Origin of the sequence: Streptomyces actuosus, assembly GCF_016921115.1 — a bacterium.
Lineage (GTDB): Bacteria > Actinomycetota > Actinomycetes > Streptomycetales > Streptomycetaceae > Streptomyces > Streptomyces actuosus_A.
In genome coordinates this window covers 12,900-27,412 of sequence record NZ_JAFFZS010000019.1, presented here as the reverse complement: position 1 = coordinate 27,412, position 14,513 = coordinate 12,900, and the positions used below count along the sequence as shown (strand labels likewise).

The following is a 14,513-nucleotide window of genomic DNA, read 5'->3' as shown; positions in this document are numbered from 1 at the left end:
CGGCCTGACCGGCTCACGGACGTGAAGAGGGCCCCGCACTGAGCAGTGCGGGGCCCTCTTTGCCGTGCTCAGGGTCGGGATCCGCCGCCTCCGGGACCGGTGACCGGTCCGGGGGACCGGTCCGGTCGTGGTACCGGCGCCGTTCGGTGGCGCGGCGTCACATCGCGCGCCAGGGCGCCAGCGCCAGCCCCGGCTCGTCCGTGCGGACGGTGAGCAGCAGCTGACCGGTCGACGGCGACAGGGCCGCCGCGACGACGCGGCCGTCGGAGTCCAGGGCCAGGGAGACCTCGGCGTCGGCGGGCAGCTCGGGGCCGGACTCGCTCCACCGGGCCCCCGTCGGCTCCTCCTCGCTCGGGTAGGCGGCGAAGGCGACCCGGCCCGCGGCCGAGCGCTGGGCGAGCACCGTGCAGTCGCGGCCGTCGAGCTCACAGCGCACGGCGGCGACCGGACCGGGGCCTGCCGCGGCCAGCAGGGCGACGGGCTTGGCCCCGGGGCGCCAGGCGCACAGCCGGCCGTCCTCGTCGACGAAGAACAGGGTGGTGTGCTCCTCGGAGGTGGCCACGGCACGCAGCGTGCCCGGGCGGGCCACGATCTCCACGGCCTCCTCCACGGCGAGCGACCCCTCGGGCTCCTGCTGCCGCCAGTGCACGAGGCCGCCGGGCACGGCCGCGTACACCTCGACGCGGCCGCCGCGGCCCGCGACGGCGGCGGGCGGGCCCTGGATGTCCCGGCCCTTGAGGTCGCGCCACGGCTCCCAGCCGCCCTTCGCCGACTGGGCCCGCATGCTCAGCCCGCCACCGCCGTTGCGGACGAAGACATGGGCGCGGCCCTCGTCGTCGACGGCGACGGCGGGATCGCCGGTGCGGTCGCCCTTGCCGTTCGGGTGGCCGATGGGTTCCCAGTCCAGGGGGGCCAGCAGCGGCCGGAAGTGCGTGGAGTGCACCAGGCCGGACTCGCCGGGCACCGTGGGGCGCCAGGAGACCAGGTGCCCGTAGGCGTCGCTGCCCTGGCCGACCGCCAGGACGGGGTGCAGATGCTGGTCCCCACCGATCCTGCGCGGGGCGTCCCAGGGCCCGCCGGGTACCCGCTCGGCCCGGCACTGCACGGCCTCGCCGGAGAGCTGATAGACACTGAGGCGGCCGTCTCTGCCGCGTATGAGCCACTCGCCGTTCACCGGATCACTTTATGCCGTCGCAAGAAGTGCCGCTGCACTCGGGGCCGCCGTCCGGACCGCCTCGCGGCCGAACCGCGGGACGGGAAGCGCCGGCGCGGGCGGCACGGCGGGGCCTTGTGCGGGAGGGCGCCGCAGAGTGGGGCGGGCACCGGACGGCGTGCGACGCTTGCCCCATGGACGACAGCTCCTCCCTCCTCGTCGTCGTCGACGCCGCGAACGTCGTCGGCTCCGTGCCCGACGGATGGTGGCGGGACCGGCTGGGGGCCGCGCGACGGCTGCGGGACCGGCTGGCGTCCGACGGGCTGCCCGGGCACACCGGCCCCGTGGAGATCGTCCTGGTGGTCGAGGGCGCGGCCCGCGGCGTGGAGCCGGTTCCCGGGGTGCGCGTCGAGGAGGCGCCCGGCAGCGGCGACGACCATGTGGTCGCGCTGGTCGCGGGCGCCGCGGGGCGCCCCGCCCTGGTCGTCACCGCGGACCGCGAGCTGCGGCGGCGGGTGACGGAACTGGGCGCGCGGGTCGCGGGGCCGCGGGCGGTGCGCCCGTCGGAGTAGGGGCGGAGAGCCGGCGACCGGGAGCGCGCCCGCGGTGTCCCCAGATCGCCTGCCGGGGCGCGGCCCTCCGCCGGGGGCCTTCAGGAGCGGTCGGCGCCGGTGGTCTGTTCCTGGCGGGCCAGACGGCTGTGGGAGCGGCCGTAGAGGAAGTACACGAGGAAGCCGACGACCATCCAGATCGCGAAGCGGAGCCAGGTCTCGGCGGGCAGGTTGAGCATCAGCCACAGCGAGGCGCACACCGACAGGATCGGGATGACCGGCACCCAGGGGGTGCGGAACGCGCGGTGCAGGTCGGGCCGGGTGCGCCGCAGGATGATCACGCCGATGGCGACCACCACGAACGCGAACAGGGTGCCGATGTTCACCAGCTCGGCGAGCTCGCTGAGCGGGGTGAAGCCGGCGAGGACCGCGATGAGCACGCCGAGCAGGACGGTGGGCCGGTGCGGGGTCCTGAAGCGGGGGTGGACCTGGGAGAAGAAGCGGGGCAGCAGTCCGTCGCGGCTCATCGCGAAGAACACCCGGGTCTGGCCCAGGAGCAGGATCATGCACACGGTGGTCAGGCCGACGGCGGCGCCGAAGCTGATGAAACCCGCGAACCACGGGTACCCGGTGGCCTTGAACGCGTCGGCGAGCGGTGCCGTCACGGACAGGTCGGTGTAGTGCTGCATGCCGGTGACGACGATGGACACGGCGACGTACAGCACGGTGCAGATGAACAGCGAGCCGAGGATGCCGCGCGGCATGTCGCGCTGCGGGTTCCTGGTCTCCTCGGCCGCGGTGGCGACGACGTCGAAGCCGATGAAGGCGAAGAAGACGACGGAAGCCGCGGTGAAGATGCCCATCACGCCGAAGTTGGAGGGCGCCCACCCGAACATCAGCTGGATGAGGGGCGCCTTGAGGCTGTCGCCGGCGGGCACCTCCTGCGCCTTCGGGATGAACGGGTCGTAGTTGCTGCTGTCGATCAGGAAGGCGCCGGCGATGATCACGGTGAGCACGACGATCACCTTGATGGCCACGACGATCGAGGTGACGCGCGCGGACAGCTTCGTGCCGATCACCAGGATGGCGGTGAGGAACAGCACGAGCGCCGCCGCGAGGATGTCGAAGCCGAAGCCCTCGGCGCCGTCCCGGCTGCCGAGCGCGGTGGGCAGGTGCCAGCCGGCGTTGTCCAGCAGTGAGGCGATGTAACCGGACCAGCCGACGGCGACCACCGCCGTGCCGAGGGCGAACTCCAGCACCAGGTCCCAGCCGATGATCCAGGCGGGCAGTTCGCCGAGGGAGGCGTAGGAGAAGGTGTACGCGGAGCCGGCCACCGGAACGGTGGAGGCGAACTCGGCGTAGCAGAGCGCGGCGAGCGCGCAGACGACACCGGAGACCACGAAGGCCAGCGCGACGGCGGGACCGGCGTTGTTCTTCGCGACCGTACCGGTGAGGACGAAGATGCCGGTGCCGATGATGACGCCGACGCCGAAGACGGTCAGGTCCAGCGCGGACAAGGTTTTCTTGAGCGCGTGCTCTGGCGCCTCGGTGTCGAGGATGGACTGCTCGACCTTCTTCGTTCGGAAGAGGGTGCTGCTCACGGGGACCTCCCACGCTGTGTCGTCCTCGACATGATCGAGAGAGGGCCTGTCACATATGCCCTGGCACGCACCCTTTCACGCGAATGGGCCGGTTTCACCACTCTCGCAGGGGTGAAACCGGCCCATTCGGACGCTGTTCGGGGCGGCGGTCGCCCTCAACCGGTCGGGCGGAGTCCACTGCGGTTCGACTGCGCCCCGAAGGGGCGCGGGGAACTGCGCGACCAGCCACGACGGCGCTGCGGTCGACGGACCTCACGCCACGGCGTTCCGGCGGAGCACTCAGTCGCGCGCGGGCTCCGCCTCGGCGGGGGTGTGCGCGAACCGTCCGTCGAGCTTGGCGACCAGGCCGGTGACCTGGCGTGCGATGTCGGGGGCGGTCAGGCCGATCTCGGCGAGGACCTCGGCACGGGAGGCGTGGTCGAGGAAGCGCGGCGGGATGCCGAAGTCGCGCAGCGGCACGTCGACGCCGGCGTCCCGCAGGGCCTGGGCGACGGCCGAGCCGACGCCGCCGACGCGGGAGTTGTCCTCCACGGTGACGACCACGCGGTGCCGCTCGGCGAGCGGGGCCATGGCCTCGTCGACGGGCTTGACCCAGCGCGGGTCGACGACGGTGGTGGAGATGCCCTGCTTGTCGAGCAGGCCGGCGATCTCCAGGCACATCGGCGCCAGGGCCCCGACGGAGACGAGGAGGACGTCGGGACGTTCGGTGCCGGGTTCGCGCAGCACGTCCATGCCGCCCACCCGGCCCACGGCGGGCACGGCGGGGCCGACGGCGCCCTTGGAGAAGCGGACGACGGTCGGCGCGTCGTCGACCTCGACGGCCTCGCGCAACTGTGCGCGGACCTGGTCGGCGTCGCGCGGGGCAGCCAGCCTGAGTCCCGGCACGACCTGGAGGATCGACATGTCCCACATGCCGTTGTGGGAGGCGCCGTCGGTGCCGGTGACGCCGGCGCGGTCCAGGACGAAGGTCACCCCGCACTTGTGCAGGGCGACGTCCATGAGGACCTGGTCGAAGGCGCGGTTGAGGAAGGTGGCATAGACGGCGAAGACCGGGTGCACGCCTCCGGTGGCCAGTCCGGCCGCCGACACGGCGCCGTGCTGCTCGGCGATGCCGACGTCGAAGACCCGCTCCGGGAAGGCCTTGGCGAACTTGTCGAGGCCGACCGGCTGGAGCATGGCGGCGGTGATGGCCACGATGTCCGGGCGCTCCCGGCCGAGGGCGACCATCTCGTCGCCGAACACGGACGTCCAGTCGGCGCCGGAGCTGGCGATCGGCAGCCCGGTGTCGGGGTGGATCTTGCCGACGGCATGGAAGCGGTCGGCCTCGTCCTGGAGGGCGGGCTGGTAGCCGCGGCCCTTCTCGGTGAGGCAGTGGACGATCACCGGGCCGCCGAACCGCTTGGCGCGGGCCAGCGCCGACTCCAGGGCCTCGATGTCGTGACCGTCGATCGGGCCGACGTACTTCAGGCCCAGGTCCTCGAACATGCCCTGCGGGGCGATGAAGTCCTTCAGGCCCTTCTTCGCGCCGTGCAGTGTCTCGTAGAGCGGCCTGCCCACGACCGGGGTGCGCTCCAGGACCTCCTTGGTGCGGGCCAGGAAGCGCTCGTAGCCGTCGGTGGTGCGCAGGGTCGCGAGGTGATTGGCGAGGCCACCGATGGTCGGCGCGTAGGAGCGCTCGTTGTCGTTGACGACGACGACCAGCGGGCGGTCCTTGGCGTCGGCGATGTTGTTGAGCGCCTCCCAGGCCATGCCGCCGGTCAGCGCACCGTCACCGATGACGGCGACGACGTGGCTGTCGCGGTCGAGGATCTGGTTGGCCTTGGCGATGCCGTCGGCCCAGCCGAGGACGGTGCTGGCGTGGCTGTTCTCGATGACGTCGTGCTCGGACTCCGCCTGCGAGGGGTAGCCGGACAGGCCGCCCTTCATCTTCAGCCGGGAGAAGTCCTGCCGTCCGGTCAGCAACTTGTGCACGTAGGACTGGTGACCGGTGTCCCAGAGCACCTTGTCCCGGGGCGAGTCGAAGACGCGGTGGAGGGCGATGGTGAGCTCGACCACACCGAGGTTGGGGCCGAGGTGGCCACCGGTCTTGGAGACGGCGTCGACGAGGAAGGTGCGGATCTCCCCAGCCAGCTGGTCCAGCTCCTCCGGGCTGAGCCGGTCCAGATCGCGCGGTCCCCTGATGCGGGTCAGCAGCGGCACCCGTGCCTCCTTGAAAGTCAAGCTGTTCGAGCTGTTGCCGGGCTTGTCGAGTCTAATGTTCCGTCTCTGCCGGCGACGCCCGGCCTCTGCGTCGTACATCACGCGTTCGGCCGTACCCCGGGAGTGGCCTTCCGCGTCCCGGCGGTGCCGTCCCCGGGACAGGGCTGTGCCCGGCACCGCCGTCGGTGCCGGGCACGGGCCGGGGGCCGCCGCGCAGGCGCGCGGCGGCCGGGACTGCGGGCGTCAGGCGCGGCCCGCGGTCCGCTGGGTCTTGCGGGTGACCGAGTCGATGAGCACGGTGGCCAGCAGCACTGCTCCGGTGATCATGTACTGGATGGGGGCGCCGGTGCCCTCCAGGGCCAGGCCGTACTGGATCGAGGTGATCACCATGACACCGAGCAGGGCGTTCCAGATCCGGCCGCGGCCACCGAAGAGGCTGGTGCCGCCGATGACGGCCGCCGCGATGACGTTCATCAGCAAGTCGCCCGAACCGGCGCTCTGGTTGGCCGCCGCGATCTTGGACGCCCAGAACAGACCGCCGACCGAGGCGAACAGACCGGCCAGGGCGAAGACCGAGATGCGGACCGCGACCACGTTGATACCGGCACGGCGGGACGCCTCGACGCTGCCGCCGAGCGCGAACACCTTGCGGCCGTACGCGGTACGGCGCACCAGGAAGTCCATGCTCACGAGGACGACCAGGAACAGCAGCAGCGCCAGGGGAAGACCCTTGTACTGGTTGAACATGACCGCTGCGGCGAAGGCGACGACGGCCAGCAGGACCGTGCGGAGCACGATCTCGCTGAGCGGCCGGGACGGCACGCCCGCGGCGTCGCGGCGCCGGGCGTCCAGGAACGCGGTGACGAAGTAGAGCACCACGGCGGCTGCGGCCAGGCCGTAGGCGGCGGCGACGTCGGAGAAGTAGTACGTGGTCAGCTTGCCGACCACGCCGTCGCTGTCCAGGTTGATGGTGCCGTTCTGCCCCAGTAGGTGGAGCATGAAGCCGTTCCAGAACAGCAGGCCGGCCAGGGTGACCGCGAAGGCTGGTGCTCCGATCCTGGCGAAGAAGAAGCCGTGCAGGGCGCCGATGGCCGCGCCGGTGACGACGGCGATGATCAGTGCCAACCACTCGTTCATGCCGTGTGTGACGGCGAGCACTGCGAAGATCGCCCCGGCGACGCCGCTGACCGAGCCGACGGACAGGTCGATCTCGCCGAGCAGCAGGACGAAGATGATGCCGACCGACATCATGCCGGTCGCGACCATGGCGACCGAGATGTCGTTGAGGTTCTTCGCGGACAGGAACGCCGAGTTCAGGCTCTGGAACGTGATGCAGATCACGACGAGGCCGATGACGACCGGGATGGACCCGAGGTCACCGCCGCGGATCTTCCGCTTGAACTCGTTGAGGTAGCCGGCCAGTCCCTGCTCCCGTACGAGGAGCCGGGGGTCGACGGCGGTGTCGGAGCCGGCGGCGGCGTCGGGATTCTCGACGATGTGCTGGTCGGCGGTGGCGGAGGTCTTGTCGATGCTCACTGCTGAGCCTCCCCGTTGGTGCGCGCCGCACGGCGGGTCACGGCGTTGTCGGTGGCGCCCGTGATGGCGGAGATGATCTCCTCCTGGGAGGTCGACTTGACCTCGAAGACGCCGTTGTTGCGGCCCAGCCGCAGCACGGCGACCTTGTCCGCGACGGCCTTGACGTCGGCCATGTTGTGGCTGATGAGGATCACGGCGTGGCCGCGCTCACGCAGCCGCTCCACCAGGTCCAGGACCTGGGCGGTCTGCTCCACGCCGAGAGCGGCCGTGGGCTCGTCGAGGATGACCAGCTTGGGCTCGCCGAGCATGGAGCGGGCGATGGCCACGGTCTGGCGCTGGCCGCCGGAGAGCGAGGCGATCGGGATTCGGACGCTGGGAATGCGGATCGACAGGGTGTCGAGCAGCTCGCGCGAGCGGCGCTCCATCTCCACCTCGTCGAGGACGCCTCGGCGGCGCAGCTCCCGGCCCAGGAACAGGTTGCCGACGACGTCGATGTTGTCGCACAGCGCGAGGTCCTGGTAGACGGTCGCGATGCCCAGGTGCTGGGCGTCGTGGGGCTTGTTGATCGATACGGCCTTGCCGTCCCACTCGATGGCGCCCTCATCGATGGGATGCACGCCGGCGATCGTCTTGACCAGCGTGGACTTTCCGGCTCCGTTGTCGCCCACCAGGGCGACCACCTCACCGGCGTGGACCTCAAGCTCGACGTCGGTGAGCGCCTGGACGGCACCGAACCGCTTGGAGACCCCGCGCAACGCCAGCACGGGCGTAGCGGACACGTGAACCATCTCCTTCGCCGCCTGACCCGGCGGAAGGGTTGTGCAGAAGTATGGATGGGGGGTGTTCCGTCCGGCGCCCCGCTGGAGCTTGCGGGGCTGATGACGGCGGGGCGCCGGAGGAGCTTTGCAGAGCGGGTCCCTGACGGCGGGGTGCGGGCTCCGAAGGGAGTTCCCGCACCCCGACGGGGTCCCGGTCTAGTTGAGGCCGATCTTGTCGCAGGCCGCCTTGTACTTGGCGGTGCAGATCTCGTCGACCGTGTAGACGCCGTCCTTGACGACGGTGTCCTTGATGTTGTCCTGGGTCAGCGAGACGACCGGGACGAGGACCGAGGGGACGCCCTTGGTGGTGGGGCTGTCCACCGAGTCCTTGGCGACGGAGTCCAGGGACTCGCCGTGGGCGAGGGCGACGGCCATCTTGGCGGCGGCCTCGGCCTCGGGAGCGTACGGCTTGTAGACGCTCATGTACTGCTCACCGGCGACGATGCGCTGCACACCGGCGAGTTCGGCGTCCTGGCCGGTGACGGGCGGCAGCGTGGAGAAGCCGCCGGCCTTGAGGGCGGTGATGATGCCGCCCGCCATGCCGTCGTTGGCGGAGTACACGCCGACGATGTTGTCCTTGCCGAGGGCGGAGATCGCGCCCTCCATGTTCTTGTTGGCGTTCTCCGGCTTCCACTCCTTGGTGTCGTACTCCTTGCCGATGTTCACCTTGCCGTCGAGGACGGAGTGGGCGCCCTTCTTGAACAGGGCGGCGTTCGGGTCCGTGATGGAGCCGTTCATCATGACGATCTTGCCGCTCTTGGCCTTGTCGCCCAGGGCCTTGAGCAGGGCCTCGCCCTGGACCTTGCCGACCTGCTCGTTGTCGAACGAGGTGTAGGCGTCGATCGGGCCCTCGGCGAGGCGGTCGTAGGCGACGACCGGGATACCGGCGTCCTTGGCCTTCTTCACCGAGGTGGCGATCGCCTTGGCGTCCACCGCGTCCACGATCAGCACGTCGACCTTGTTGGTGATCATGGTCTCGACCTGCTGCGCCTGGACGGTGGCGTCCTGCTTGGCGTTGGCGTAGACGATCTCGCCCTTGTTGTTCGTCAGCGCCTTGATCTGCTTCTCGATCAGCGGGCGGTCGAACTTCTCGTACCTGGCGGTCTGGTTCTCCGGCAGCAGCAGACCGACCTTGATCGCGTCACCCTTGTCGGTGGCGCCACCGGACGACTGTGCCTTGTCGCCGGACTCCTTGGCGCTGCCACAGGCAGCGAGCGAGACGGCCATCGCACCAGCGGCAACGGCAACGGCAGCACGACGCATGCGCTTGTTCACTTCAGAAACCTCCCTGACGAGGCCGCGTCGTTGCGGCCGAGGTGGCTGGAAGTCAACTCGGCCACACGTGCGACGTCAAGAAGTAAATCCTTAACGGGTTGGCAACGGTGCCATCCGTTCTCTAAGTGAAGGCAGGTGCCGCCACAGGCAGGGCACCGGCTCCACTTCCGTCCAAAAGCGTCGAATCGCCCATCTCGCTGAGTGCGAGGGCAAGCGCTCCGAGCACCTCCGCACGACCCCCGAGAGCCCCGGGGAGAACGGAGAGTTGGCGGGCCGCACTGGGGATCGCATAGCGGCCGACAGACTCCCTGATCGGCCCGAGCACCAGCTCACCGGCCTCGGCAAGATCACCGCCGAGGACCACCCTGCTCGGGTTCAGAAGGTTGCACAGGTTGGCTACTCCCATGCCGATGTGGCGGCCTACGTCGGCGATCACCCGACGACAGCCCGGGTCTCCGTCCCTGGCCAGTCGTACGACGCCTTCCATCGTCAGGTCGGTACCGTGGCTGGACTGGAGAAGCGGCAGCACATAGCGCGCGGCCGCGAACGTCTCCAGGCAGCCCCGGTTTCCACAGCGGCAGACCGGGCCGGATTCATCGAGTGTAATATGTCCGATTTCTCCTGCGGTCCCGCCGGGGCCCCGATAGATCTTCCCCTCGATCACCAGACCGGCGCCGACACCGCTCGCGACCTTGATGTAGGCAAGATCACGCACGCCCCGTCCGGCCCCCCAGACCATCTCACCCAGGGCCCCCAGGTTGGCGTCGTTGTCCACGTGCACGGGCACGCCCAGCCGCTCCCGCAGCTCCTCGGCGGGCTTGGTGCCGCTCCAGCCGGGCAGGATCGCGGTGGACCCCAGGGTGCCGGACTCGACGTCGATCGGGCCGGGCACGCCGAGGCCCACCCCGGCGATCTTCGACCGGTCGACCCCCGTTGCCGCGATCAGGCGGCTGACCAGCTCTTCCGCCCGGTCGAAGCCCTCCCGGGCAGAGGCGTCGACGTCCAACGGTTCGGACTCCTCGGCCAGCACCTGGTGGGCCAGGTTGCCGATGGCCACCCGTAGGTGCGTATGGCCGAAGTCCACCCCGATCACGATGCCGGCGTCCCCGCTCAGCGAGACGCTGCGGGCCCGTCTCCCGCCCGACGAGGTGGGTGTGACCTCGACCGTCCCCCCGTCCTTCAGTTCTCGGACGATATTGGAGACCGTGGCCGCCGACAGGCCGGTGGTCCTGGCGATCTCCGCCTGGGTGAGGGATCCCGCCAGTCGCACGGCGCGTACGACCCGTTCCAGGTTGGCTCGGTGCAGCGACGACTGCGACCCCGGAGTCTCCACGACGACCTCCTGCGCGCGGGGCCGCTTCGATGAGGCCCCGTCCATGTCCAACTAGTGAACTCTAAGCTGAGCTGTTCGGGTTGCCTCCCGTCAAGAGGTTGAACAGTTTCCGCGATAGTGCACACACCGGAACGCGCCGCCCCCGATCCGGGGACGGCGCGCACACGGGCGGCTGCGGAGCGCCATGCCGACGGCGGGACGCCGACGCGGCGGCGGAGGCTCCACCGGCCGGTATGCCCTACTTCAGGGTCGCCGAGGTCAGGCCCGCCTGGACCTGACGCTGGAAGGACAGGTACACCACGAGCATCGGGATCATGGCGATGGTGACGCCGGCGAACAGCACCGGCAGGTCGGTGGCGTACCCCTGCTGCTGTTGCAGCTGGATCAGGCCCTGGGTGAGGACGTACCGCTCGGGGTCGTCGCCGCTCTGCGGCTGCATCAGCACGGTGGGCAGGATGAACTGGTTCCACTGCCCCAGCATGTTGAAGATGCCGACGCTGAGCAGACCCGGTTTGGCCATCGGCAGCATGACCTGGAAGAAGGTCCGGCTGTGCGAGGCACCGTCCAGGACGGCCGCCTCGAACACCGCCGAGGGCAGGGTCCGGAAGAAGGCGTGCATGAAGAAGACGGTGAACGGCAGCGAGTAGGCGACGTACACCAGGACCAGGCCCTGGTAGGTGTTGAGCATGTCCAGCCGCTTGACCATGAAGAACAACGGGACCAGGGCCAGGAACACCGGGAACATCGCGCCCGCGACGAAGAAGTAGTACAGCAGCCGGTTGCCCCAGAAGCGGTAGCGGGCCAGCACGTACGCGGCCATGGAGCCGAGGAGCATCGTCAGCGGCACGGAGAAGACCAGCACGATGACGGTGTTCAGGAAGTAGTCGCCGATGCCCTTGTCCCAGGCGCGGCCGAAGACGTCCAGGGACCAGTGCTGCGGCCAGCCGAAGGCGGAGCCGCCGATCTGGGCGTCGGTCTTGAAGGCGCTGAGCACCAGCCACAGCAGCGGCAGCACGATCAGCAGGGCCCACAGGGCGAGGAAGCCGTGCGAGAAGACGTTCAGGACGACGCCCTCGTCGCGCTTGTCGCCGGTGTGCGCCGGCACCTTGTCCACGCCCCGCTGGGCGGGGATGGCGGACGTCTCCTTGATGGGTGCACTCATCGTCGTCTCTCCCGCTCAGAACTCGATGCGCTCGCGGCGGGTGGCGCGCAGCATCACCACGGACACGATCAGGGTGAGCAGCAGCATGACGACGCCCATGGCGCAGGCGTAGCCGCTCTTGCCGTAATAGAGGAAGTTGCGCATCATCACCGTCGCCATGACCTCGCTGTGGTGGTCGGGGCCACCGCCGTAGTCGCCCGAGGTCATGGTGGAGACGAGGATGAACATGTCCATCGCCGCGATGCCCAGGTAGACCCAGGCGGTCTGCACCGCGTCCCACAGCAGCGGCAGGGTGATGCGGAAGAAGGACTGGGCGCGGCCGGCGCCGTCGATGAGCGCGGCCTCGTAGATGTCCCGCGGAATGGACTGCATGGCGGCGGAGAACAGCACCAGGTAGAAACCGACGCCGTGCCAGACCACGACCGCGATCAGTGCCCACAGCACGATGTTCGGCTCGTTCAGCCATTCCACGGGACTGCCCGCGTCGACCAGGCCGAGTTTGATCAGGATGCCGTTGAGCATGCCGCCGTTGTCACTGCGGTACACGGCGCCGAACAGCACCGCGAGAATGGCCAGTGACAGCACCTGGGGGAAGAAGTAGACGACTTTGTAGAACCTCGATCCGGCGACACCCTTGACCCCGCCCGCACGGCTGCGTCCGCCCGCGTTCAGCATGAACGCGAAGAAGAGCGCGAGCAGGATGGTGATCACCGGGATGAACACCAGGAACAGGATGTTGTGCCAGATGGCCCCGGTGAAGATGTCGTCCTTCAGCAGCGCCTTGTAGTTGTCCAGGCCGACGAACGAGAAGTTCTGCGACTGCCCCTTCCAGTCGGTCAGCGAATAGCCGAACGTCTGGACGTAGGGCCAGATGACGAAAATCAGATAGAGCGCCACGGGGACGAGGAGAAATCCCGCGACGAACCGGTACTGCCCTTTGCGCATGGCGTTCCTGCCCCTGCTGTCCGGTCGGTGGCCGCGCCCCGGTGGAGGGGGCGCGGCCGGGCCGAGCCAGTGACCTGGCTTGCGGCATCGAGCACTCCGCGGAAGTGCCGTGGTATGAGGTCCGTCGACCGCAGAGCCGTCGTGGCCGGTCGCGCGGTTCCCCGCGCCCCTCCGGGACGCAGCCGAACCGCGGTGGACTTCACCCGACCTGCTCAGTCGCGGTGGTTCTTCTTGGCCGCCGGGTCCTTCGCGGCCTTGTCGACGGCGGCCTGGGCCCGCTTCAGCCATTCCTTGGGCTGGATGCGCTTGGCCATCAGCTCGTTGGAGGCGTTCTGGATGGCGGTGTCCATCTCGCTGTACCACTCGGTGTACAGGTAGCGGAAGGTGTTGTCGCCGGCCGCCTTGGAGACCTCGACCGTGGACTGGGTGCCGGGGCGCAGTTGCACGCTGGGGTCGACGCCGTCCTTGAGGATGGTCAGCGAGTTGGCCTCCTTGGCGAACAGCGTGGACCACTCGCGGGAGAGCATCCGCCGCATGAACTCCTTGGCGGCGGGCAGGTTGCCGGCCTTGGCGGGGATGATGAACGGCTCGCCGGAGCCGGCTCGGATCGCCTCGTAGGGCAGCGCGCTGCCGGTCAGCACCGGCATCGGCATGAACTTCATGTCGAAGTCCGGCGGGGTCTGCTTCAGCTGCTCGTTCTCCAGCCAGGAGCCGCAGGTGATGAAGGCGGCTTTGTACTGGTTCCAACGGGTCTGCGACTCGGTGTGGGTCAGGCCGTTGGTGCCGGGCATGAGGTAGCCCTTCTCGACGACCTCGTAGATGGCCTCGACGCCCGCCTGCGCGGCGTCGGAGCCGACGAACGCCTTGGGGTCGAGGTTGTCGATCGCCTTCATGGCGTCCAGGCCGCCCTGCTTGGCGATCAGGTCCATGATGGCGACGTTGATGTAGTACGGGTACTTGCCCTGGTGGGCGAGGCCGCCGATGCCCTGCGACTTGGCGTCCTTGCAGAGGGCGAGGAAGTCGTCCCAGGTCTTCGGCTCCTCCCAGCCCTTCTCCTTGAAGAGCTTGCCGGAGTACCACAGACCCCACACCGTGTAGATGTAGTTGAGGGCGACGACCTTGCCCTCCTGCAGGCCCGGGTCGAGGGTGCCGGGGATCAGGGTGTCGCGGACCTTCTTGTCCGGGTCGTCGACGGAGGGCGCGTCGAGCACCTCGGCCAGGTCGAGCAACTGGCCGTTCTTGTAGAGCACGTCGATCTTGATCTTCTGCGCGCCGGAGTCGTCGACGATGTCCGGGGGGTTGCCGGCGTTGAAGCGCGGCTGGAGTTTACCCGTGATCTCCTGGGTGCCGGTGTGCGAGGAGGTGACGCCGACCTTCTTCTGGAAATCCGCCTCCCAGGCCTTGGCGTAGTCGTCGCCGTAGCCGCCCTTGAAGATGACGACGTCGAGCTTGCCGCTCTTCTGCACGCCGAAGGGGTTGTCCTTGGTGGTCTTGCCCTTGGCGTTGTTGTCACCGGAATCGCCGCCACCGCCACTGGCGCAGGCGGACAGCAGGCCCATCGCGGGCACCGAGACCAGGCCGAGCGCGGCGGACCGCTTGATCAGATCGCGGCGCCCGACGCCGGCGCCGGGGGTGGGTGAACCGTGCTTCTCTTCGGGGATGGATCCCATGCTCAAGTCCTCGCCTTCTCACAGGACTCAGGCGGTGAACCGGATCCTCCCCGGCACCGCGGTCAGGTCAAGCAGGGTGGTGCAAGCAAGGTCGTGCAGGAAGTGCGGATCGTGCGAATCGCCGACAGGTATAGTCCACTTCCCGCCAGCGGAGCAAGATCGAATGCAAGGTTGGCCGCCGGTCTTTTCCGAGTTGAGACCTGGCGGACATATGAGCACCCTGTGCACCGCGTGACGGAAAAGTTCGCGACACAGCCCCCGAATGGCGCA

At 69.3% G+C, this 14,513-nt stretch carries 11 protein-coding genes; 1 reads left to right on the top strand and 10 read right to left on the bottom strand.

Going from position 1 to position 14,513, the window contains the following annotated elements:
• Positions 1-157 precede the first annotated feature (157 nt).
• A complete protein-coding gene (locus JS756_RS22505; RefSeq protein WP_205384977.1) occupies positions 158-1,174 on the bottom strand; it encodes a PLL family lectin in 1,017 nt (338 codons plus the stop codon).
• A gap of 173 nt (positions 1,175-1,347) precedes the next feature.
• On the opposite strand from JS756_RS22505, the gene JS756_RS22500 reads away from it, so the two are divergent.
• Positions 1,348-1,725: a PIN domain-containing protein gene (locus JS756_RS22500; RefSeq protein WP_205384976.1), complete on the top strand. Its 378-nt coding sequence runs from the start codon at positions 1,348-1,350 to the stop codon at positions 1,723-1,725.
• Positions 1,726-1,805: 80 nt separating this feature from the next.
• Here the strand turns inward: JS756_RS22500 and JS756_RS22495 are convergent, their stop codons facing one another.
• The 9 genes from JS756_RS22495 to ngcE all read right to left on the bottom strand — a co-directional run bounded on the left by JS756_RS22495 (position 1,806) and on the right by ngcE (position 14,243).
• Positions 1,806-3,305, bottom strand: a complete 1,500-nt coding sequence (locus JS756_RS22495) for an amino acid permease (RefSeq protein ID WP_205384975.1) — start codon at positions 3,303-3,305, stop codon at positions 1,806-1,808.
• Between the two features lie 279 nt (positions 3,306-3,584).
• The gene (gene dxs / locus JS756_RS22490; protein WP_205384974.1) at positions 3,585-5,504 is read right to left on the bottom strand and encodes a 1-deoxy-D-xylulose-5-phosphate synthase; all 1,920 of its coding nucleotides are present in this window, start codon (positions 5,502-5,504) and stop codon (positions 3,585-3,587) included.
• Positions 5,505-5,747: 243 nt separating this feature from the next.
• Complete coding sequence (locus JS756_RS22485) at positions 5,748-7,040, bottom strand: sugar ABC transporter permease (RefSeq protein WP_205384973.1); 1,293 nt, start codon at positions 7,038-7,040, stop codon at positions 5,748-5,750.
• Complete coding sequence (locus JS756_RS22480) at positions 7,037-7,828, bottom strand: ATP-binding cassette domain-containing protein (protein ID WP_205384972.1); 792 nt, start codon at positions 7,826-7,828, stop codon at positions 7,037-7,039. Before JS756_RS22480 ends, JS756_RS22485 begins: the two co-directional genes overlap by 4 nt.
• A 186-nt stretch (positions 7,829-8,014) precedes the next feature.
• Positions 8,015-9,121, bottom strand: a complete 1,107-nt coding sequence (locus JS756_RS22475; RefSeq protein ID WP_205385061.1) for a substrate-binding domain-containing protein — start codon at positions 9,119-9,121, stop codon at positions 8,015-8,017.
• 133 nt (positions 9,122-9,254) lie between these two features.
• Entirely contained in the window at positions 9,255-10,466 is a 1,212-nt protein-coding gene (locus tag JS756_RS22470; RefSeq protein ID WP_205385060.1) for an ROK family transcriptional regulator, read from the bottom strand.
• Positions 10,467-10,704: 238 nt separating this feature from the next.
• Entirely contained in the window at positions 10,705-11,628 is a 924-nt protein-coding gene (locus JS756_RS22465; protein WP_205384971.1) for a carbohydrate ABC transporter permease, read from the bottom strand.
• Positions 11,629-11,643: 15 nt separating this feature from the next.
• Positions 11,644-12,573 carry a carbohydrate ABC transporter permease gene (locus JS756_RS22460; RefSeq protein ID WP_205384970.1) on the bottom strand — a complete coding sequence of 310 codons (930 nt, stop codon included), beginning with the start codon at positions 12,571-12,573 and terminating at the stop codon, positions 11,644-11,646.
• A gap of 212 nt (positions 12,574-12,785) precedes the next feature.
• A complete protein-coding gene (ngcE, locus tag JS756_RS22455) occupies positions 12,786-14,243 on the bottom strand; it encodes an N-acetylglucosamine/diacetylchitobiose ABC transporter substrate-binding protein (protein WP_205384969.1) in 1,458 nt (485 codons plus the stop codon).
• Positions 14,244-14,513: the final 270 nt, after the last annotated feature.